Here is a 21,257-nt window from a genome sequence, read left to right as displayed (position 1 = left end):
GGCCCAGCCCGAAGCCAGCCCCGCCGGCGATTGAGGCGCGGGTCCGGGCCCAGCCCGAAGCCAGCCCCGCCGGCGATTGAGGCGCGGGTCCGGGCAGAGCCCGGTGAACGGAGGAAGGGTGGGGCGGGGAGATGCTCCGCGCAGCGGTGACTACCGCGGCCCGGCAGCCGCAGCGGGGTCGGGATCCGGCTCCGGGTCGGAATCCCGATGGGCGTCCCTGGCCGCCGGGACCAAAGGCGGCGCCGGCGGGCCGGCCGGGGCGGAACCGGCCTGGTCGGAACCGGCCCCCCGGGGCCACCGCAGCCGCGCCACCGCCGCCCCCAGCGCCACCAAGAACCCCGTCGGCAGGAACACCGCATCGGCGGCGATCATCGCCAAAGAAAAGAACGGCAGTCCCAGCAACACCGCGATCCCCGCATGCTCCAGCATCATCACGCCGAGCAGCACGTTCTTGATCCGCCGGTGGAACACGGTGAACGGGAACGCCACCTGAAGCACGACCGTCCCGTACGTCAACAACATCACCACCGTCCCACTGCTCGCCAGCAGCTGCGACAGCTCGGGCCAGGGGCTGAAGTAGTCCAGCCCTAGGGGGTAGTACAGCGCGGTCCCGTCCTGCCACCGCGAGCCCTGGACCTTGTACCACCCCGCCGTCGCGTAGATCAGGCAGACCTCAGCCATGATCACCAGCATCCCGGCGTTGTGCACCACGTTGGCCAGCACGTCCAGGAAGGCCCGCCCCTCGCTCCGGCCGGTCCCCTCCACGGCCGCGAGCCCCGCGTTCCGCTCGGCCGTCCACCACACCGCGGCGACCACCCACAGCGCCGTGAAGGCCGCCGTCCAGCCCAGCCCGAACCGGCCGGTCAGGACCCCGTACACGAACAGGACACCGAGCACGCCCCACAGCACCGGCCCGGCCGCCCCCGCCGAGGCGGACCCCCGCAGCCGCGCCCGCCGCGCGTCCAGCGACCACACCTGCGCGCACCGCGTGAGCACCAGGTAGACCGCCATGATGTGGATGACGTTGTCGCCGCCGTCACCCATGAACACGCTGCGGTTCTGCAGGGACAGCACCCCGACCATGAACACCACGGACGTGGCCCGGGTCCGCCAGCCCAGCACCAGCAGCGCGCTCGCCAGTACGGAGACCAGGTAGACGGCCTCGAACCACAGCGCCGAGTCGGACCACAGCAGCACCGTGAACGCGTGGTTCGATTCGATCAGCCGCCGGGCCAGCTCCCAGCTCCAGGGGCCGTCGGGCCCGTACAGCTCGTGCCGGTTCGGGTACTCCCGCAGCAGGAAGAACAGCCAGGTCCCGGCGAAGCCGATCCGCACGACGGCGCTCTGGTGGGGCCCGAGCGCCTCCCCTGTGATGCGCGCCAGCGCCCGCGCCGCTCCGGCCCGCGCCCGTCTCAGACCGTCCACCACGGCAGCTCCCGGTAGTACGTCTGGGTGTCGGTCTTCTCGTCGCTCCAGGCCGGTGCGGGCACCGCACGCGTCGCCGAGCGCAGCTGGATCCGTACGATCTCGCCCTCCCGGCCGGCCCGGGCCCCGCCGAGCCGGTCCAGGGCGATCCTCCGCAGGTACTGCTCCGACAGCTCGCCGCGCTCGCCGTTCGGGACGTCGTCCTCGTCGTGGGAGCCGGTGAAGAAGTCCCAGGCCCGGCGCAGCTCGTTCTGCCGGGTGTGGCTCGGCAGCAGGCTGTGCTCGATGGCCGCGCCGTCCTGGGCGGACAGGTCCTGCCACGGCCCGGTGACCACTTCCCCGCCGGGGGTCCGGTACTCCGCGCGGACCTCGACGGCGATGTTCTGCTGGAGCGGGTTGGGGGCGAAGAGCTTCCAGTTCTGCTCGAACTCGGGGTAGATCCAGCCGTCGACCACCGCCGCGTGCCGCTTGCTCAGCGTGTTGGGCGGGGCGACGTGCAGGAAGACCAGGGCCAGGTGCGTGCAGGCGGCGAGGCCGGTTGCCGCGAGGACCAGGGCCGCGACGGCCCGGTAGGGGGCGGACAGCCCCGCGATCCCCGGTGGGGGGACCGGCGCGACGGCCGACGGGACGACCTGCGCCACGACCTCGGGGACGGCCGGCGGGCGGCCGGGCGGATCGTCCGCTTCCGCGGTCTCGCGCTCGTTCGATTCCATCGCGTCCCGATCGTTCGGCGTCCACAGGGTTGACCACAGAGGTTGACACCCTACGGGCCGCCGTCTCACCATTGAAGAGAACGAACCGAACGATCGGTCGGTCGGGCGGACAACAGACTCTGGCAGGGGGCCGGGATGGTGGCAGTGACCCCGGAATCGGGGCAGGACGCGGGGCTGGAAGCCGGCCTCGCGGCACAGCTCGCAGCGGCCTTCGACGCCGCAGTGGCGGCTGACGACCGCGTCGAGCCGCGTGACTGGATGCCCGACGAGTACCGCTCGACGCTCGTGCGCCAGATGGCCCAGCACGCCCACTCCGAGATCATCGGGATGCAGCCGGAGGCCAACTGGATCACCCGCGCGCCCTCGCTGCGCCGCAAGGCGATCCTCATGGCGAAGGTGCAGGACGAGGCCGGCCACGGGCTGTACCTGTACAGCGCCGCCGAGACCCTCGGCACGAGCCGCGACGAACTGCTCGACAAGCTCCACGCGGGGAAGCAGAAGTACTCGTCGATCTTCAACTACCCGACGCTGACCTGGGCCGACGTCGGCGCGATCGGCTGGCTCGTGGACGGCGCGGCGATCACCAACCAGGTGCCGCTGTGTCGCTGCTCCTACGGGCCGTACGCCCGCGCCATGGTCCGGATCTGCAAGGAGGAGTCCTTCCACCAGCGCCAGGGCTTCGAGCTCCTCCTCGCCCTCTCCCAGGGCACTGCGGAGCAGCACGCGATGGCGCAGGACGCGGTGGACCGCTGGTGGTGGCCCTCCCTGATGATGTTCGGCCCGCCGGACGCCGAGTCCGCGCACTCGGCGCAGTCGATGGCGTGGCGGATCAAGCGGCACTCCAACGACGAGCTGCGCCAGCGCTTCGTGGACATCGCCGTTCCGCAGGCCGAGACGCTGGGCCTGACCCTGCCCGACCCGGACCTGAAGTGGAACGAGGAGCGCGGGCACTACGACTTCGGCGCGATCGACTGGGCCGAGTTCTGGGACGTGCTCAAGGGCAACGGCCCGTGCAACGAACAGCGGCTCGGGCAGCGCCGCCGGGCCCACGAGGAAGGCGCGTGGGTCCGGGAGGCTGCCGCGGCGTACGCCGCCAAGCACACGGCGGCACCGGCCGCCGCGGCAACGAACGAGGAGGCAGGGGTATGACGCAGAACTGGCCGCTGTGGGAGGTGTTCGTGCGTTCGCGGCGCGGCCTCTCGCACACACACGCGGGCAGCCTGCACGCGCCCGACGCGGAGATGGCCCTGCGCAACGCCCGCGACCTCTACACGCGGCGCAGCGAGGGCGTCTCCATCTGGGTGGTGCCCTCCGCCGAGATCACCGCGTCCTCCCCTGACGAGCGGGACCCGTTCTTCGCCCCGGCTGCCGACAAGCCGTACCGGCACCCGACCTTCTACGACATCCCCGAAGGGGTGAGCCACCTGTGACCGGCACCGACACCACCGTGCCGGCCTCGGCCGCCCTCGCGCTCGGGGACGACGCCCTGGTCCTCTCCCACCGCCTGGGCGAGTGGGCCGGCCACGCCCCCGTCCTGGAGGAGGAGGTCGCCCTCGCCAACATCGCGCTCGACCTGCTCGGCCAGGCCCGCGTGCTGCTGTCGATGGTCGGCGACGAGGACGAGCTGGCGTTCCTCCGCGAGGAGCGGTCCTTCCGCAACGTCCAGCTCGTGGAGCAGCCGGGCGGCGACTTCGCCCACACCATCGCCCGCCAGCTGTACTTCTCCCTGTACCAGCACGAGCTGCACACGCAGCTCGCCGCCGGTGACGGGCCGTTCGCCGGCCTGGCCGCGAAGGCCGTCAAGGAGACCGCGTACCACCGCGACCACGCCGAGCAGTGGACGCTGCGGCTCGGCGACGGCACCGAGGAGAGCCGCCGGCGCATGCGGGCCGGCCTGGACGCGCTGTGGAAGTACACCGGTGAGCTGTTCCAGCCGGTGGAGGGCCTCGACGGGGTCGACTGGACCGCGCTGGAGGACCGCTGGACGGCCGCGCTGGGCGACGTACTGGAACGGGCCGGGCTCTCCGTGCCCGAGGGCCCGCGCACCGGCGCCTGGGCCGCCGGGGCCGGCCGGCAGGGCCTGCACACCGAGCCCTTCGGCAAGATGCTGGCCGAGATGCAGCACCTGCACCGCAGCCACCCGGGGGCGACATGGTGACCCACGCGCAGGCCGCCCCCGAGGCCCTGAGCCGCCTGGAGGCGGAGCTGACCGAGTTGGCCGGCTCCGTCCCCGACCCCGAGCTGCCCGTGCTCACCCTGGCCGAGCTGGGTGTCGTACGCGGCGTGCGGATGCACGAGGACGGGCACGCCGAGGTCGCCCTCACCCCCACGTACACCGGATGCCCCGCCATCGAGGCCATGTCCGCCGACATCGAGCGGGCCCTCACCGGCCACGGCATACGCGACGTCCGGGTGCGCACCGTCCTGTCGCCCGCCTGGTCGACCGACGACATCAGCGCCGAAGGCCGGCGCAAGCTCGCCGAGTTCGGCATCGCGCCGCCGCGTCCGCACGCGGCGGGCGGGCCGGTCCCCGTCGCCCTGTCGGTCCGCTGCCCGCACTGCGGGTCCACCGAGACCGAGCTGCTCAGCAGGTTCTCGTCCACCGCGTGCAAGGCGCTGCGCCGCTGCACCGCGTGCCGTGAACCGTTCGACCACTTCAAGGAGCTGTAGATGGCCGCGTCCACGCCGTCGCCCGCGCCGGCGCCGGGCTCCGCGCGTCCCCCGCGCCACGGCGCCTTCAACAGGCTGACGGTGTCGGCGGTCGACCGGCTCACCGACGACTCCGTGGCGCTGACACTCGCGGTCCCCGACGAGCTGCGCGCCGACTACCGGCACGCCGCCGGCCAGCACCTCACCCTGCGCCGTACGAACCCCGAGGGCGCGGAGATCCGCCGCACCTACTCGATCTGCTCCCCCGCGCCCGATCCCGCCGGCCCCGGCCCGGAGCGGCTCCAGGTCGGCGTTCGGCTCGTGGAGGGCGGCGAGTTCTCCACGTTCGCACACAAGGAGGTCGCCGCCGGGGACGTGCTGGACGTGATGGTCCCGGCCGGCCGCTTCGTCCTCGACCCCGCCGCCGCGCCCGTGGGCGGGCACTACGCGGCGATCGTCGGCGGCAGCGGCATCACCCCGGTGCTGTCGATCGCGGCGACGCTGCTGGCGGCGCGGCCCGACGCCCGGTTCTGCCTGGTGCGCACCGACCGCACGCAGGCCTCGACGATGTTCCTGGAAGAGGTAGCCGACCTCAAGGACCGCTACCCGGACCGGTTCCAGCTGGTCACGGTGCTGTCCCGGGAGGAGCAGGAGGCGGGGCTGCCGTCCGGGCGGCTGGACGAGGAGCGCCTGAAGGGCCTGCTGCCCGCGCTGCTCCCCGTCGCCGACGTGACCGGCTGGTACCTGTGCGGGCCCTACGGGCTGGTCGTCTCCGCGGAGCGGGCCCTGGGAGCGCTCGGCGTCGGGCGCGGCCGGGTCCACGAGGAGGTCTTCCACGTCGAGGACACCGCCGCACCGGCCCCCGCCGTGGCCGCGGCGCCCGCAGACGGCAGGGTGACCGCCCGCCTCGACGGCCGCTCGGGCACCTGGCCGATCCAGGGCGGGGAATCCCTGCTGGACACAGTGCTGCGCAACCGCGCGGACGCCCCGTACGCCTGCAAGGGCGGGGTGTGCGGCACCTGCCGCGCCTTCGTGGTCAAGGGCGAGGTCCGGATGGACCGGAACTTCGCGCTGGAGGCGGAGGAGACGGACGCCGGATTCGTGCTGGCCTGCCAGTCCCACGCGGTGACCGAGGAAGTGGAGATCGACTTCGACCGCTGAGGTCGGCTCCGGCCGCTGAGGTCGGCTCCGGCCGCTGGACCTGTGGCGGCGGCCCCCGTGCGGGGCTGCCGTCACAGGCCTGTCCAATTCCCGCAACCTGTTCTATCTTGACGCTCCGTCAGATCTAGGTGGGCGGGTTACCGGCATGCGTGCGCGGGAGGACGGGCAGTGGACTTCACCTTCACCGAGGAGCAGCAGGCCGCCGCCGAGGCGGCGAGGGCCGTCTTCGCCGGGGTCGCCCCCGACGGCGTGCCCAGCCCCGCCCTGACCCCGGGAGCCGTCGCCGAGGACTTCGACCGGCCGCTGTGGGCCCGGCTCGCCTCGTCCGACCTGACCGGCCTGGTCCTGGCCGAGGAGTACGGGGGCGCCGGCCTCGAGGCCATCGCCCTGTGCCTGGTGCTGCGCGAGGCGGGGAAGCGGCTGGCCCGGGTGCCGCTGCTGGAGCATTGCGCCACCGCCGCCGTCGTCCAGGCCCACGGCAGCCCCGAACTCGCCCGCGCCCTACTGCCCGGCGCAGGGAGCGGGGCGCTCGTCCTCACCGCCGCTGCCCACGGACGCAGCGGCCACGACCCCGCCGAACTCGCCGTCGGCGCCCGCCGCGAGGGCCCCGGCTGGATCCTCGACGGGGTACAGACCGCCGTTCCCTGGGCGCACGGCGCGGATTGGACCGCCGTACCGGCCCACACCGGCCGGGGCGAGGCCGTCCTCGCGCTCGTCCCGCGCGGCGCCGAGGGCCTCGCCCTGGCCGACCAGTACTCCACCAGCGGGGAGCTGCTCGCCGAACTCTCCTTTGACGGGGTCCGGGTGCCCGCGGCCCACCTGATCGCCGCCCCGGGGGCCTGGGAGCGGCTGCACCGGCTCCTCACCGTCGGCACCTGCGCCCTCGCACTCGGCCTCGGTACGGCCGTGCTCGCCATGACCGGCGAATACACCGGCAAGCGCGAGCAGTTCGGCTTCCCCGTGGCCACCTTCCAGGCGGTCGCCGTGCAGGCCGCGGACCGCTACATCGACCTGCGCGCCATGGAGGCCACCCTGTGGCAGGCGGCCTGGCGGATCGACGCGGCGACCGGCGGGGCCGGCGGCCCGCTGCCGCCCGCCGGGGACATCGCCGTCGCCAAGATCTGGGCCTCGGAGGGCGTGCGCCGGATCGTGCAGACGGCGCAGCACCTGCACGGCGGCTTCGGCGCCGACACCGACTACCCGCTGCACCGCTACCACGCGTGGGCCAAGCAGCTGGAACTCCAGCTCGGCCCGGCCGCCGCGCACGAGGAGGCACTGGGCGACCTGCTGGCCGCCCACGCGCTCGCCTGACGCGCCGCGCCGGCACACGGGCCGGCGCGCGGCCCCGATCGCCCTACAGCACGAAGGCCGGGCTGCCGTTGTCGGTCACCATCGGACGCCCGGCCCCGTCCCAGGCCTGCATCCCGCCGTCGACGTTCACGGCGTCGATGCCCTGGCGCACCAGGTACTGCGTGACCTGCGCGGAGCGTCCGCCGACGCGGCACACCACGTGCACCCGGCGGCCGTCCTCGACGGCCTCCGTCAGCTCGCCGAAGCGGGCCGCGAAGGCGCTCATCGGGATGTGCAGAGCACCCTCCACATGTCCGGCGGCCCACTCGTCGTCCTCGCGGACGTCCAGCACAAAGCCTTCGGAGGGCACCGCGGCGGCGTCCACCGAGGGAAGCGGTCCGAAGTTCATACGTCGCCTTCTCTCGTCACAGGTCGGACCTCCAACTTATCCGAGCCCAGCCGGCTCACCCCGCGACCAGGGCGGCGAGCTGGGCCTCCTTCTCGGACACCTGGGCCAGCAGCTGCTCGGCGATCTCGTCCAGCAGCCCGTCCGGGTCCTGCGGGGCCATCCGCAGCATCGCCCCGATCGCGCTGTCCTCCAGCTCGCGCGCCACCACCGTGAGCAGCTCCTTGCGCTGGGCCAGCCACTCCAGCCGGGCGTACAGCTCCTCGCTCTCGCTGAGCCGCTGCTCGCCCTCCGCCGCCGGGCCGGCAGCCCACTCCTCGGCCAGTTCGCGCAGCAGCTGCTCCTCGCCGCGCCCGTACGCGGCATTGACCCGGGCGATGAACGCGTCGCGCCGCTGCCGCTCGGCCTCGTCCTGGGCGAGGTCCGGGTGGGCCTGCCGCACCAGCTCCCGGTACAGGCGCTTGACCTCCTCGGTGGGCCGCACCCGCTGCGGCGGCCGCACCGGGCGGTCGGTGAGCATCGCGCCCGCGTCGTCGGAGATCCCGTCGGAGCCCATCCAGTCGTGGAACAGTTCGTCCACCCCGGGCATCGGCAACACCAGCGAGCGGGCCTCGCGGGCCAGCCGCAGGTCCTCGGCGTCGCCGGTGCGCTCCGCCTTCGCCTCGGCGATCAGCGCGTCCAGCTCGTCGAGCCGCGCGTACATCGGGCCGAGCTTCTGGTGGTGCAGCCGGGAGAAGTTCTCGACCTCCACGCGGAAGGTCTCCACCGCGATCTCGAACTCGATCAGCGCCTGCTCGGCGGCCCGTACGGCCCGCTCCAGGCGGGCCTCGGGCCGCTCGTCGCCGGAAGCCGGACCGGAGGCCTGCCCGGAAGCCGGACCAGGGGCCTGACCGGAGGCCGTACCGGAAGCGCCGGAGGTCGCGGAGGCGGCGGTCTCTTCACTCTGCTGCTCGCTCACCCGGCCACCCTAAGCCCGGTCCGGCCGGGCCGGGGTTTCGGCCGGGACACGACCGGAGGCGGCCGGGCCGGGGAAGAGCACCGCCCCCGGGCCGCGGCCGGCGGCTCAGACCCCGGCCTCCGCGGCGATCCGGCCCGCCTTCACCGCCGCCACCAGGTCCGCGTGGTCGGCCTCCGTGCGGTCGGCGTAGGCCACCGCGAAAGCGGCGAACGCCTCGTCCAGCTCCTCGTTCTTGCCGCAGTACCCGGCCAGCAGCCGCGGGTCGGCGCTGTGCGCGTGCGCCCGGGCCAGCAGGGCCCCGGTCATCCGACCGTAGTCGTCGAGCTGGTCCGCGGAGAGCGCCGCCGGGTCCACGCTGCCCTTGCGGTTGCGGAACTGGCGGACCTGGTAGGGACGACCCTCGACCGTGGTCCACCCCAGCAGGATGTCCGAGACGACCTGCATGCGCTTCTGCCCGGCCACCACGCGGCGGCCCTCGTGCTCCTCGGCCCGGGCCTCGAAGCCCACGGCGGGCAGGTGGGGCAGCAGCACCGACGGCCGCGCCTCCTTGACCTGCAGCACGAGCGGCTCGCCCCGGTGGTCCAGCAGCAGCACCACGTACGAGCGGGTTCCGACGCTGCCCGTGCCGACCACGCGGAAGGCGACGTCGTGGATCGCGTACCGGGCCAGCAGCGGCAGCCGGTCCCCCTGCAGGGTCTGCAGGTACGGGCCCAGGGAGGCCGCCACGACCGCCGCCTCCGCATCCCCGACCCGGCGCAGCACCGGCAGGGCGTCCACGAAGCGCCGCCCGCTGTCCGGGCAGGGCTCGGTCGACTTGGCGGCGAACCGCGCCGAGGTGTTGCTGCGGGCCTTGTCCACGACGCGCTGGAGGATGCCGAGCATGTCGCGGGCGTCGGCGTGCGTGACGAGCTTCTCGTCCGCGATCGCGTTCCAGGCGTCCATCGCCGGCAGCTTGGCCAGCAGCCGCATGGTGCGGCGGTAGGTGCCGACGGCGTCGAGGGCGGCGGCCCGGCAGGTGTCCTCGTCGGTGCCCGCCACCCGTCCGGCCAGGATCAGCGAGGTCGCCAGCCGCTTCAGGTCCCACTCCCAGGGCCCGTAGACGGTCTCGTCGAAGTCGTTCAGGTCCATGACGAGCCGGCCGCGGGCGTCTCCGTACAGGCCGAAGTTCGCGGCGTGCGCGTCACCGCAGATCTGCGCCCCGATGCCGGTCACGGGGCCGGCGGACAGGTCGTGGGCCATCAGTCCGGCGGCCCCGCGCAGGAACGCGAAGGGGTTGGCGGACATCCGGCCCACCCGTATCGGCGTCAGCGCGGACACCCGCCCGACGTTGGACTCCTCCACCGCGCGCACCGCGTCCGGCCGCCCGGCGGGCGCCTCGAAGCGGGCGTGCGCCGAGCGCGGCACCCGGGTGCGCAGCGCCCTGCCGGCCTCCTTGGGCGAGCCGTCCTCCGTCCGCGGCGCGAACCCCGGGACGTCCGGCAGCCGCCCTTCGCAGTCCGCCGTGCCTGTGGTGCCCGCCGAGCCCGCCGCGTACGCCGCGCGCCGTTCCGCCATCGCCATGCTGCCGCCCCCGCCCGTGACCGCCGGGCCTGCCGGCGTCGTTCCGTTGTTCCGTCGTTCCGGGCCCGACTCGCCCGTCGTTCCGGGGCCGACCGTATCTAGAGCCCGGCGTCCCTGGCCAGCAGGGCCGCCTGCACGCGGTTCTCGCAGCCCAGCTTCGCGAGGATCCGGCTCACGTACGTCTTCACCGTCGCCTCGCTCATGTGCAGCCGGCGGCCCGCGTCCGCGTTGGACAACCCTTCGCCCAGCAGGGCCAGCACCCCGCGCTCGCGCTCGCTCAGCTCGGCGATCCGCCGCCGGGCCTCCTCGCTGCGCGCCACCGCCCGGCCCGACGCCAGCTGGTCGACGACATGGCGGGTCGCCCCCGGCGAGAGGTACGCGTCGCCGGCCGCGGCCGCCCGGACCGCGCCGATCAGCTCGCCCGGCGCCGAGTCCTTGAGCAGGAAGCCGGCGCTGCCCTGGCCGAGCGCCCGCAGCACGTTCTCCTTCTCCCCGAACGTCGTCAGGACCAGCGCCCGCACCTCCGGCACGGCCCGGCCCAGCTCCCCGAGCGCGGTCAGGCCGTCCATCACGGGCATCTGGATGTCGAGGAGCACCACGTCCGGGGCGTGCGAGCGGGCCAGCTCCACGGCCTCCCTGCCGTTCGCCGCCTCGGCGACGACCTCGACGTCCGGCGCCGAGGTCAGGATCATCCTGATCCCGGCCCGGATCAGCGGCTCGTCGTCAGCGATCACCACTCGGATCACCTTGGCTGTCACCCGCGCGCTCCTACTGCTTGACCTCGTACGACTGCTTGTCGACGAGCTTGCCGTCCTTGAAGCAGAACCGGAAAACCGTATCGTCGTCGAGTTCGCCGTCCGCCGAGGACAGCCAGGCCGCGCACGTCGAACCGGCGGGCTTCTGCGGGCCCTTGCGGTCCAGGCCCTCGGTCAGGAAGCTCTCCCCCGTGGGCAGCCGGTCGCGCACCGCCTGCTCGCTCTCGCCGACCTGGATCCGTTCGTACTCCTCCGGGCTGATCATCGCCTTGGTCACCGAGCCCACCAGCAGCGTCACGAACGCCCCGATCACGATCACGAACGCCACGAGCGCCGCGAACGCGATACCGCAGCCCAGGGCTATGCCGCCGGTCCGGCTGCGCCTGCGCACGGCCAGCTCCCGGTCCACGGCGGCCCAGTCCATCGGCGGGCCGGCGGCCGCCGCGGCCAGCGCCTGGGCCTGCTGCCCGAAGTCGTCGGCGACGTCCTCGGCCCCGGCCGGCTCCGCCCCGTACGGCAGCACGCCGGCCACCCGGAACCCGCCGTCCTCGGTGCCGCCCGCGTGGACCATCCCGCCGACGAGGCGCGCCCGCTCCCGCAGCCCGGTCAAGCCCTGTCCGCCCGAGACCACCTCGCCGGCGGGCACCAGTGCCGGAGCGGGGCCGTTGGCGATCTCCACGACCAGCGAGTCGTCCTCGTACCGCAGCTCGACCGTGATGGGAGCACCGGGGGCGTGCTTGTAGGCGTTCGTCAGCGCCTCCTGCACGATCCGGTACGCCGCGTGGTCGCAGGCCGCCGCCAGCGGCCTCGGCCGCCCCTGCGCGGCCAGCAGCCGTACGTCGGTCCCCGCGGCCCGCGCCGCCTCGACGATCGCCGCGATGCCGGCGACACCGCGGGCCGCGGGCTGCGCGTCCTCCACGGGGGCCGCGGCCTCCACCCCGTCGCGCAGGATCCCGACGACCTCGCGCAGCTCGTGCATGGCCGCCACCGAGGCCTGCCGCAGCACGCCCACGGCCTCGCGCTGGCGGTCGGTGAGCTCGGGGTCCACCTCCAGCGCACCGGTGTGGACGGCGATCAGCGCCAGCTGGTGGCCCAGGCTGTCGTGCATGTCCTGGGCGATCCGCTGCCGCTCCCGCAGCCGGGCCTGCCCGGCGACCATGGCCCGCTCCCGCATCAACTGCCCGTTGCGCTCCTGGAGCGCCCGCAGCAGGGTCCGGCGCTGCGACCAGTACCGGCTGGCCAGGCCGGGCATCGCGGTGGTGACGAGGAACATGAACGTGGTGAACACGACCACCAGCAGGGGCTGCATCTGCAACCACTGCTCGACCATGTTGAAGCCGACCGAGGCCAGGAAGGCCAGGGTGAAGGCGGTCAGAGCGCGCCCGACCCCGACGATGCGGCGGCCCGCGGACCAGCCCAGCGGGAACGTGGCCAGCACCGTGCCGGGCAGGAAAGGGGCCACCGCCGCATTGACGACGAGGGTCGCGGCCGGCAGCCGGCGCCGCAGCAGCACCAGGGCGAAGACGGCCGCGCCACCGGCCACCATCCGCACCGGCGTGCCGCTGTCCAGCTCCTCGATGCCGAGCCCGAGCAGAGTGACGATTACCGCAATCGCCAGATCGCCGGCGAGCATCCGCCGGGTCCACGGCTCGGGCCCCCGCAGCCAGTTCCAGCCCGCTCGCATCTTCGCCGTCGCATCCACGCGACGACCCTAGACATTCCGGCCACGGCGGCGATGCCGCCTTTCGTCGCGGCCCCGCCGACGAAAGTCGTCGGCACGGCAAGGAAGTTGGTCCGGCGTCGGATCCGGCTCCTACACAACGAAGAACCCCCGCCTCGGATTTCTCCGAAGCGGGGGTTCCATCTGTGGGCGAGGGGGGATTTGAACCCCCACGTCCCGAAGGACACTGGCACCTGAAGCCAGCGCGTCTGCCGTTCCGCCACTCGCCCGAGCAGCGTCCCAGTGGTTCTTCCCTTTCGGTCCGTCCCCCTGGCGACGAACGAAACAGTAGCACGTCACCGGGGGTGGAATCACATCGCTTTCCCCGGGCTCCGCGATCCCGCCCCGAACGCCCCTCCCGCACAGCACTCCCGGTGCGGGACACTGTCCCTTGCGCACCCCTACGATCCCTTGTGAGGACCAACACTCGTCCGGACGGGACCCGGGGGGAACCACCCGAATCCGCCACGCGTGGATACGATCAGTAAGCAGTACAGGGCGACAGCGACGGAGGAGGTGCCCCATGGGAGTTCTGAAGCGGTTCGAGCAGCGACTCGAAGGTCTGGTGAACGGCACCTTCGCCAAGGTCTTCAAGTCCGAGGTCCAGCCCGTCGAGATCGCCGGAGCCCTCCAGCGGGAGTGCGACAACAACGCCACGATCTGGAACCGTGAGCGGACGGTCGTCCCCAACGACTTCATCGTCGAGCTGAGCGCCGGTGACTACGAGCGCCTCAGCCCGTACTCCGGCCAGCTCGGCGACGAGCTCGCGGGCCTGGTCCGCGACTACGCCAAGCAGCAGCGCTACAGCTTCATGGGACCGATCAAGGTCCACCTGGAGAAGGCCGAGGACCTCGACACCGGCCTCTACCGGGTCCGCAGCCGTACCCTGGCCGCCAGCACCTCCCAGCCGCAGCCGCCCCAGAACCAGCAGGGCGGCGGCTACGGCTACCCGCCGGTCGCCGCGCCGCCGATGCCCGCCGGGCCGCCCCCGGGCGCTCCGGGCCGCAGGCCGAGCGCGCCCGGACCGGGCCCCGTGCCGCCCGGCGGCGCCGCCAAGCGCCATTGGATCGAGATCAACGGCACCCGGCACCAGATTTCCCGCCCCACCCTCGTACTCGGCCGGAGCACCGAGGCCGACGTGCGGATCGACGACCCCGGCGTCTCCCGCCGGCACTGTGAGATCCGGACCGGAACGCCCTCGACGATCCAGGATCTCGGGTCCACCAACGGCATCGTGGTGGACGGGCAACACACCACCCGCGCTACGCTCCGCGACGGCTCGCGGATCGTCGTGGGCAGCACGACCATCATTTACCGGCAAGCCGAAGGGTGAAGCGGGGGCAATGTCAGAGCTGACCCTGACGGTCATGCGGCTGGGTTTCCTGGCCGTTCTGTGGCTGTTCGTCATCGTGGCCGTCCAGGTCATCCGCAGCGACCTCTTCGGTACGCGCGTCACCCAGCGCGGCTCGCGCCGGGGCAGCGGCGGAGCGCCGCAGCAGGCGGGCCGCCAGGCGGCCGCGCCACCGCAGCAGCGCCAGCGCCGTGGGGCGCCGACGAAGCTGGTCGTGTCGGAGGGCACGCTGACGGGCACCACGGTGGCCCTCGCAGGCCAGACGATCACCCTGGGCCGCGCCCACGACTCCACGATCGTGCTGGACGACGACTACGCCTCCAGCCGGCATGCCAGGATCTACCCCGACCGGGACGGCCAGTGGATCGTCGAGGATCTCGGGTCCACGAACGGCACGTACCTCGACCGGACCCGGCTGACCACCCCGACGCCCATTCCGCCGGGCGCCCCGATCCGCATCGGCAAGACCGTCATCGAGCTGCGGAAGTAGTACGAGAATGAGCGAGCGGAGCGAGCGAGCCGCGGCAGTCCGTCCCGTGCAGGACGCGGACCCGAGCGCGCTCCCGACCGGAGGGTGGGCAGTGTGGCTCGAGACCGGTTGTACCCCGAGGAAGCGTCGACAGGGCAGGTGCGCATGAGTCTGTCCCTGCGGTTCGCCGCCGGATCACACAAGGGCATGATCCGCGAGGGCAACGAGGACTCCGGCTACGCCGGCCCCCGTCTCCTCGCGGTCGCCGACGGCATGGGCGGCCAGGCCGCAGGCGAGGTCGCCAGCTCCGAGGTGATCTCCTCGCTCGTGCAGCTCGACGACGACGTCCCGGGCTCCGACATCCTGACCTCGCTCGGCACGGCCGTGCAGCGCGCCAACGAGCAGCTGCGCGTCATGGTCGAGGAGGACGCCCAGCTCGAAGGCATGGGCACCACCCTGACCGCCCTGCTGTGGACGGGCCAGCGCCTCGGCCTGGTGCACGTCGGCGACTCCCGCGCCTACCTGCTGCGCGACGGGGTCCTGACACAGATCACCCAGGACCACACATGGGTGCAGCGCCTCGTCGACGAGGGCCGCATCACCGAAGAGGAAGCCACCACCCACCCGCAGCGCTCCCTGCTGATGCGCGCGCTGGGCAGCGGCGACACGGTCGAGCCGGACCTGTCCATCCGCGAGGTCCGCGTCGGCGACCGCTACCTGATCTGCTCCGACGGCCTGTCGGGCGTCGTCTCCCACCAGACCCTGGAGGAGACCCTCGCCGACTACCACGGCCCCCACGAGACGGTCCAGGCCCTGATCCAGCTCGCCCTGCGCGGCGGCGGCCCGGACAACATCACCTGCATCGTCGCCGACGTCCTCGACACCGACAGCGGGGACACCCTCGCCGCCCAGCTGAACGACACCCCGGTCGTCGTCGGCGCGGTCGCCGAGAACCAGCACCAGCTCTTCGACGGCGGCGCCATGCAGACCCCCGCGGGCCGCGCCGCGGGCCTGGGCCGCCAGGTCCCGCCGCCCGCCGGCGCCTTCGGCCCGCCCGGCAGCGGCGACGCCCCCGGCTACGGCTACCCCGACCAGAGCCACGGCCAGGGCGGCACGTACGGCAGCTTCGGCGACCCCGAGCCGTACGACGACGACGCCGGCTTCGACGACACCTACGACCACCCCCGCAGGCGCCGCAGCAAAGGGCGCAAGTGGACCACCCGGACCCTGATCCTGCTGATCGTGGCCGGAGTCGTCGGGGGCGGGCTCTACGCCGCCCACCGCTGGACGCAGACCCAGTACTACGTCGGCGTCAAGGGCGACCACGTCGCGCTCTTCCGCGGCATCAGCCAGAAGCTCGGCCCGCTGGAGCTCTCCAAGGTGGAGACCGACCGCTCCGACATCGAACTGAAGTACCTGCCGCCCTTCAAGCGCAAGCAGGTCGAGGCGACCATCAGCGAAACCAGCCTCGACGGAGCCCGCCAGAAGATCGATGAACTCGGCGTGCAGGTTTCCGCGTGTAAGAAGGACGAGGAGCGCCGCAACGCGGAGCAGAACAGCCAGACACCGGGCCCCGGCAGCCTGACTGCGGCAGAGCAGCAACTGGTGGGCCTGTGCGGGAAGCAGTAGTCATACGCGGGCACAGGGGGCCTGCCACACCATGAGCGTTGTCACCAACACGACCACCATCGGCGCGATCGAGCTGCCGAGCAGGCGGAACACCGAGCTGATGCTGCTCGTGTTCGCCGTGGTCATCTCGATCTTCGCCTACGCCAACGTGGGTCTCGCGATCCACGGCGAGCTGCCCCCCGGCATCCTCGTCTACGGCGGCGGCCTCGCCGTGCTCGCGGGCATCTCCCACTTCGTCGTGCGCCGCTACGCCAAGTACGCCGACCCGCTGCTGCTGCCGATCGCGACCCTCCTGAACGGGCTCGGCTGCGTGCTGATCTGGCGGCTCGACCAGTCCGAGCGGCTGCAGAACCTCGCGAAGCGCAGCTTCGGCACGTTCTCCGAGTCCGCGCCGAAGCAGATGATGTTCACGGCCGTGGCCATCGCCCTGTTCACGGCCGTGCTGCTGCTGCTGAAGGACCACCGCACCCTGCAGCGGTTCACGTACATCTCGATGGCGGGCGCCCTGATCCTCCTGATCCTGCCGGTCGTCCCCGGCCTGGGCGCGGACGTGTTCGGCGCCAAGATCTGGATCAGCGTCGGCGGCTTCTCCATCCAGCCCGGCGAGTTCGCGAAGATCGTCCTCGCGATCTTCTTCGCCGGCTACCTCATGGTGAAGCGCGACGCCCTCGCCCTGGCCAGCCGCCGCTTCATGGGCCTCTACCTGCCGCGCGGCCGCGACCTCGGACCGATCCTGACGATCTGGGCGATGAGCCTGCTCATCCTGATCTTCGAGAACGACCTGGGCACCTCGCTGCTGTTCTTCGGCATGTTCGTGATCATGCTGTACGTGGCCACCGAGCGGACCAGCTGGATCGTCATCGGCCTGCTGATGTCGGTCGGCGGCGCCGTGGTCGTGGCCTCCTTCTCCGGCCACGTCGAGGCCCGTGTCAACGCCTGGCTCGACCCCTTCGGCTGCTACACCAAGTCCGGCGCCTGCGAGCAGGTCGGCCAGTCGATCATGAGCTTCGGTTCCGGCGGCGTCCTCGGCGCCGGCTGGGGCCAGGGCAACTCGGACCTCATCGGCTTCGCCGCCAACTCCGACTTCATCTTCTCCACCGTCGGCGAGGAGCTCGGCCTCGCCGGCGTCATGGCCTTCCTGCTGCTCTACGGCCTGATCATCGAGCGGGGCGTGCGCACCGCACTCGCCGCCCGCGACCCCTTCGGCAAGCTCTTCGCCATCGGGCTCTCCGGTGCCTTCTCCCTGCAGATCTTCGTCGTCGCCGGCGGCGTCATGGGCCTCATCCCCCTCACCGGCATGACCATGCCCTTCCTGGCGTCGGGCGGTTCCTCCGTCCTCGCCAACTGGGCACTGATCGGCATCCTCATCCGGATCAGCGACACCGCCCGCCGTCCCGCGCCGGCCCCCGCGCCGTCCTCCGACTCCGAGATGACCCAGGTGGTCCGCCCGTCATGAACAAGCCCCTGCGCCGCATCTCGATCTTCTGCGGACTGCTCGTCTTCGCCCTGCTGATCCGGACCAACTGGCTCCAGTACGTCCAGGCCGAGGAACTGAGCACCCGCAAGGAGAACCGTCGGGTCCAGATCGCCCAGTACGCCACGCAGCGCGGCAACATCATCGTCAAGGGCGGGCAGTCCATCACCGGCTCCGTCGAGACGCCCGGCAGCGACTACAAGTACAAGCGCCTCTACAACGAGGGCCCCATGTGGGCCCCCGTGACGGGCTACGCCTCCCAGGCGTTCGGCGCCACGCAGCTCGAATCCCTCGAAGACAAGATCCTCACCGGCAACGACGACCGGCTGTTCTTCGACCGGACCATCGGCATGTTCACCGGCGAGAAGAAGGCCGGCGGCAACGTCGTCACCACGCTGATGCCGGACGTGCAGAAGGCCGCGTTCGACGCGCTCGGCGAGAAGACCGGCGCGGTCGCGGCCATCGACCCGCGCACCGGCGCCATCCTGGCCCTGGTCAGCAAGCCCTCGTACGACCCGTCCAGCTTCGCCGGCAACTCCAAGACCGACGAGAAGAACTGGATCGAGCTCAAGGACAGCGCGGACAAGAAGCTCGTCAACCGCGCCCTGCGCGAGACCTACCCGCCCGGCTCCACCTTCAAGGTCGTCACCGCGGCCGCGGCCCTGGAGCACGGCGCCGTCACCGACATCAACGCGCCGACCGACACCCCCGAGCCGTACTTCCTGCCCGGCACGAAGACCCCGATGGTCAACCACGCCAAGGGCTGCGAGAAGGCCAGCCTGAACGAGGCGATGAGGGTCTCCTGCAACTCGGTCTTCGCGATGCTCGGTGACCGGGTCACCCGCGACAAGATGGTCGAGACGGCCCAGAAGTTCGGCTTCAACAACGACAAGATCGACACCCCGGTCCGCGCGTTCGCGAGCATCTACGACAAGACCATGGGCAAGGACGGCAACGCCCAGAGCGCCATCGGCCAGTTCAACACCGCGGCCACCCCGCTCCAGATGGCCATGGTCACCGCCGCGATCGCCAACGACGGCAAGCTGATGAAGCCGTACATGGTCGACCAGCTCACCGCGCCCAACCTGGACGTCATCGAGAAGCACGAGCCGCAGGAGATGGGCCGGCCCCTCTCCGCCGCCAACGCGCAGAAGATCCAGCAGATGATGGTCAACGTCGTCGAGAACGGCACCGGCGACAAGGCGAAGATCAAGGGCGTCACGGTGGGCGGCAAGACCGGCACCGCCCAGCACGGCGAGAAGAACGCCAAGCGCCCGTACGCCTGGTTCATCTCCTACGCGAAGGCCGCCGACGGAACCACCCCGGTCGCCGTGGCCGTCGTCATCGAGGACAGCGAGGCCAGCCGCGACGACATCAGCGGTGGCGGTCTCGCCGCCCCGGTCGCCAAGGCCGTCATGCAGGCCGTCCTCAACAGCAAGGGCTGACGGGCGGCACGGACAATGGAACGACGGGACGGGGCGTGAAGGAAGTGCCCGGAGTGACGTGGGGCACTGATCCCGCCCGGAACCGAGCGTACGGTACCGGTCCGGTATCAGGCTGTGGTCACGAACCGATCACCGACGATCGGCCGGTAGCCTTTGCGCGAACAGCACACCGCCGGACCACACACGGGTGCGGTCGGGACTGACGGAGAGGGCTGGAACGTTATGGAAGAGCCGCGTCGCCTCGGCGGCCGGTACGAGCTGAGCCACGTGCTCGGCCGAGGTGGCATGGCCGAGGTGTACCTCGCCCACGACACCCGGCTCGGCCGTACCGTCGCCGTCAAGACCCTGCGCGCCGACCTCGCCCGAGACCCGTCCTTCCAGGCCCGGTTCCGGCGCGAGGCCCAGTCGGCCGCGTCGCTCAACCACCCGGCGATCGTCGCCGTCTACGACACCGGCGAGGACTACGTCGACAACATCTCCATCCCGTACATCGTGATGGAGTACGTCGACGGCTCCACCCTGCGCGAACTGCTGCACTCCGGCCGCAAGCTGCTGCCCGAGCGCACCCTGGAGATGACCATCGGCATCCTCCAGGCCCTGGAGTACTCCCACCGCGCCGGCATCGTCCACCGCGACATCAAGCCCGCCAACGTCATGCTGACCCGGACCGGCCAGGTCAAGGTCATGGACTTCGGCATCGCCCGCGCCATGGGCGACTCCGGCATGACCATGACGCAGACCGCGGCCGTCATCGGCACCGCCCAGTACCTCTCCCCGGAACAGGCCAAGGGCGAGCAGGTCGACGCGCGCTCCGACCTCTACTCCGCGGGCTGCCTGCTCTACGAACTGCTCTGCGTCCGCCCGCCGTTCATCGGCGACTCCCCCGTGGCCGTCGCCTACCAGCACGTACGGGAAGAGCCCCAGCCGCCGTCGAACTTCGACCCCGAGATCACGCCCGAGATGGACGCGATCGTCCTGAAGGCACTGGTCAAGGACCCCGACTACCGCTACCAGTCGGCCGACGAGATGCGTGCCGACATCGAGGCCTGCCTGGAGGGCCAGCCCGTCGCCGCGACCGCCACCATGGGCGCCGCCGGCTACGGCTACCCGGAGCCGGGCAACGGCTACGGGCACCAGGGCTACGACCAGCCCACCACCGCCCTGCGCCCCACCGACGCCGGCCAGACCTCCATGCTCCCGCCGATGCCCCCGGGCGACGGCGGCTACGCGTACGGGGACCAGGGCCCCGGCGGATACGACCAGGGCCACGGCCGCCGCCAGGGCCAGAAGAAGAGCAAGGCCTCCACGGTCCTGCTCGTCACGGCGGGCATCCTCGTCCTGGTGGGCGCCATCCTCATCGGCCGCTCGCTGTTCAGCACCGAGGCCGACAACCGGCCCGTCGTGCCCAAGCTGATCGGCGAGACCTTCGAGCAGGCGAAGAAGAACGCCGACAACGTGGGCCTCAAGGTCGAGAGAACGGCCGACGAGCCCTGCGACAACCAGCCCAAGGGCAACGTCTGCAAGCAGGAACCCGCGCCCGACACCCGGGCCGAGGACGGCTCCACGATCAAGCTGACGATCTCCGCCGGCGCCCCGACCGTGGCCGTCCCCGACGTCCTCAACATCAAGTTCGAGGAGGCGGAGAAGGTGCTCAAGGACAAGGGATTCGTGGTCGACAAGAAGACCCAGGAGTCCGACCGCACCCCCGGCACCGTCCTGGACCAGACCCCCAAGAGCGGCGGCCAGGCCCAGAAGGGCTCGCCGATCACGCTGACCGTCGCCAAGGAGCCGGCCAAGGCCGCCATGCCGGACCTCCTCGGCAAGACCAAGGAGCAGGCCGCCAAGCTGCTCTCCGACGCCAAGCTGAAGCTGGGCAGCACCACCGAGGTCGACTCCCCCGGCTCTCCGCCGAAGACGATCGTCCAGCAGCAGTACCAGCCGGGCGAGCAGCTGGCCCCGGGCACGACGGTCAACGTGTCCATCTCAAAAGGAGCACAGCAAACCCAGGTCCCGAACCTCGCAGGACGGACCGTCGGCCAAGCCAAGCAAGAGCTCGCGGCCCGGGGACTGACCTTCGGCACCGTGCTGTCGGGCCCCACGGACGACAACGCGATCGTCGTGAGGAGCGAGCCGAACCCGGGCACCCCCGTCCCCGGCGGCACCGCCGTCAACGTGCACACCTTCGGTGGCGGCGGCAACCAGCAGGGCGGCAACAACGGCGGCTTCTTCGGCGGCCTGGGAGGCCGCTGACC

At 72.1% G+C, this 21,257-nt stretch carries 19 protein-coding genes and 1 tRNA gene; 12 read left to right on the top strand and 8 right to left on the bottom strand.

Going from position 1 to position 21,257, the window contains the following annotated elements; genetic code table 11:
• Positions 1–150: 150 nt before the first annotated feature.
• The gene (locus ACFV7Q_RS32430) at positions 151–1,428 is read right to left on the bottom strand and encodes an HTTM domain-containing protein (RefSeq protein ID WP_385434003.1); all 1,278 of its coding nucleotides are present in this window, start codon (positions 1,426–1,428) and stop codon (positions 151–153) included.
• Positions 1,413–2,138, bottom strand: coding sequence for a DUF5819 family protein (locus tag ACFV7Q_RS32425; protein ID WP_385434001.1), 726 nt, complete (start codon positions 2,136–2,138; stop codon positions 1,413–1,415). Before ACFV7Q_RS32425 ends, ACFV7Q_RS32430 begins: the two co-directional genes overlap by 16 nt.
• 135 nt (positions 2,139–2,273) lie before the next feature.
• Between ACFV7Q_RS32425 and paaA the strand changes: the two genes are divergently transcribed.
• The 6 genes from paaA to ACFV7Q_RS32395 all read left to right on the top strand — a co-directional run bounded on the left by paaA (position 2,274) and on the right by ACFV7Q_RS32395 (position 7,259).
• Complete coding sequence (gene paaA / locus ACFV7Q_RS32420) at positions 2,274–3,287, top strand: 1,2-phenylacetyl-CoA epoxidase subunit PaaA (RefSeq protein ID WP_385433999.1); 1,014 nt, start codon at positions 2,274–2,276, stop codon at positions 3,285–3,287.
• A complete protein-coding gene (gene paaB / locus ACFV7Q_RS32415) occupies positions 3,284–3,568 on the top strand; it encodes a 1,2-phenylacetyl-CoA epoxidase subunit PaaB (protein WP_179171857.1) in 285 nt (94 codons plus the stop codon). The genes paaA and paaB overlap by 4 nt, the downstream gene beginning before the upstream one ends.
• Complete coding sequence (paaC, locus tag ACFV7Q_RS32410; protein ID WP_385433996.1) at positions 3,565–4,296, top strand: 1,2-phenylacetyl-CoA epoxidase subunit PaaC; 732 nt, start codon at positions 3,565–3,567, stop codon at positions 4,294–4,296. The genes paaB and paaC overlap by 4 nt, the downstream gene beginning before the upstream one ends.
• A complete protein-coding gene (gene paaD, locus ACFV7Q_RS32405) occupies positions 4,290–4,808 on the top strand; it encodes a 1,2-phenylacetyl-CoA epoxidase subunit PaaD (protein ID WP_385433994.1) in 519 nt (172 codons plus the stop codon). The genes paaC and paaD overlap by 7 nt, the downstream gene beginning before the upstream one ends.
• Positions 4,809–5,948, top strand: coding sequence for a 2Fe-2S iron-sulfur cluster-binding protein (locus tag ACFV7Q_RS32400; protein ID WP_385433992.1), 1,140 nt, complete (start codon positions 4,809–4,811; stop codon positions 5,946–5,948). It abuts the gene before it with no gap.
• A gap of 168 nt (positions 5,949–6,116) precedes the next feature.
• Positions 6,117–7,259, top strand: coding sequence for an acyl-CoA dehydrogenase family protein (locus ACFV7Q_RS32395; protein ID WP_385433990.1), 1,143 nt, complete (start codon positions 6,117–6,119; stop codon positions 7,257–7,259).
• Positions 7,260–7,302: 43 nt separating this feature from the next.
• On the opposite strand, the gene ACFV7Q_RS32390 is transcribed toward ACFV7Q_RS32395, so the two are convergent.
• From ACFV7Q_RS32390 to ACFV7Q_RS32365, 6 genes are all read right to left on the bottom strand, one after another.
• Positions 7,303–7,647, bottom strand: coding sequence for a rhodanese-like domain-containing protein (locus ACFV7Q_RS32390; RefSeq protein ID WP_385433988.1), 345 nt, complete (start codon positions 7,645–7,647; stop codon positions 7,303–7,305).
• 55 nt (positions 7,648–7,702) lie between these two features.
• Entirely contained in the window at positions 7,703–8,602 is a 900-nt protein-coding gene (locus ACFV7Q_RS32385; protein WP_385433986.1) for a J domain-containing protein, read from the bottom strand.
• Between the two features lie 105 nt (positions 8,603–8,707).
• Positions 8,708–10,156, bottom strand: coding sequence for a DUF2252 domain-containing protein (locus tag ACFV7Q_RS32380; protein WP_385434007.1), 1,449 nt, complete (start codon positions 10,154–10,156; stop codon positions 8,708–8,710).
• Positions 10,157–10,260: 104 nt separating this feature from the next.
• Positions 10,261–10,920 carry a response regulator gene (locus tag ACFV7Q_RS32375; protein WP_385433984.1) on the bottom strand — a complete coding sequence of 220 codons (660 nt, stop codon included), beginning with the start codon at positions 10,918–10,920 and terminating at the stop codon, positions 10,261–10,263.
• Between the two features lie 10 nt (positions 10,921–10,930).
• Positions 10,931–12,601, bottom strand: a complete 1,671-nt coding sequence (locus tag ACFV7Q_RS32370; RefSeq protein ID WP_385434005.1) for a sensor histidine kinase — start codon at positions 12,599–12,601, stop codon at positions 10,931–10,933.
• Positions 12,602–12,784: 183 nt separating this feature from the next.
• Positions 12,785–12,867 (bottom strand) — tRNA-Leu (locus ACFV7Q_RS32365).
• 293 nt (positions 12,868–13,160) lie between these two features.
• Here ACFV7Q_RS32365 and ACFV7Q_RS32360 point away from each other — a divergent pair.
• The 6 genes from ACFV7Q_RS32360 (at position 13,161) to pknB (ending at position 21,255) form a co-directional block, all read left to right on the top strand.
• On the top strand, positions 13,161–13,970 hold the full coding sequence (locus ACFV7Q_RS32360; protein ID WP_385433982.1) for an FhaA domain-containing protein: 810 nt from the start codon (positions 13,161–13,163) through the stop codon (positions 13,968–13,970).
• Between the two features lie 10 nt (positions 13,971–13,980).
• Positions 13,981–14,478, top strand: a complete 498-nt coding sequence (locus ACFV7Q_RS32355; protein WP_360621304.1) for an FHA domain-containing protein — start codon at positions 13,981–13,983, stop codon at positions 14,476–14,478.
• 144 nt (positions 14,479–14,622) lie between these two features.
• The gene (locus ACFV7Q_RS32350; protein WP_385433980.1) at positions 14,623–16,086 is read left to right on the top strand and encodes a PP2C family protein-serine/threonine phosphatase; all 1,464 of its coding nucleotides are present in this window, start codon (positions 14,623–14,625) and stop codon (positions 16,084–16,086) included.
• A 31-nt stretch (positions 16,087–16,117) separates the two neighbouring features.
• Positions 16,118–17,542, top strand: a complete 1,425-nt coding sequence (locus ACFV7Q_RS32345) for an FtsW/RodA/SpoVE family cell cycle protein (RefSeq protein WP_385433978.1) — start codon at positions 16,118–16,120, stop codon at positions 17,540–17,542.
• The gene (locus ACFV7Q_RS32340; protein ID WP_385433975.1) at positions 17,539–19,005 is read left to right on the top strand and encodes a peptidoglycan D,D-transpeptidase FtsI family protein; all 1,467 of its coding nucleotides are present in this window, start codon (positions 17,539–17,541) and stop codon (positions 19,003–19,005) included. Before ACFV7Q_RS32345 ends, ACFV7Q_RS32340 begins: the two co-directional genes overlap by 4 nt.
• Before the next feature lie 222 nt (positions 19,006–19,227).
• On the top strand, positions 19,228–21,255 hold the full coding sequence (gene pknB, locus ACFV7Q_RS32335; RefSeq protein ID WP_385433973.1) for a Stk1 family PASTA domain-containing Ser/Thr kinase: 2,028 nt from the start codon (positions 19,228–19,230) through the stop codon (positions 21,253–21,255).
• The last annotated feature ends 2 nt before the right edge of the window (positions 21,256–21,257 follow it).

The sequence above is a fragment of the Streptomyces sp. NPDC059851 genome (assembly GCF_042732005.1).
Taxonomy (GTDB): Bacteria; Actinomycetota; Actinomycetes; order Streptomycetales; family Streptomycetaceae; genus Streptomyces.
Note: the sequence above shows the minus strand (reverse complement) of the source record. Positions and strands in the feature narration are given on the sequence as shown.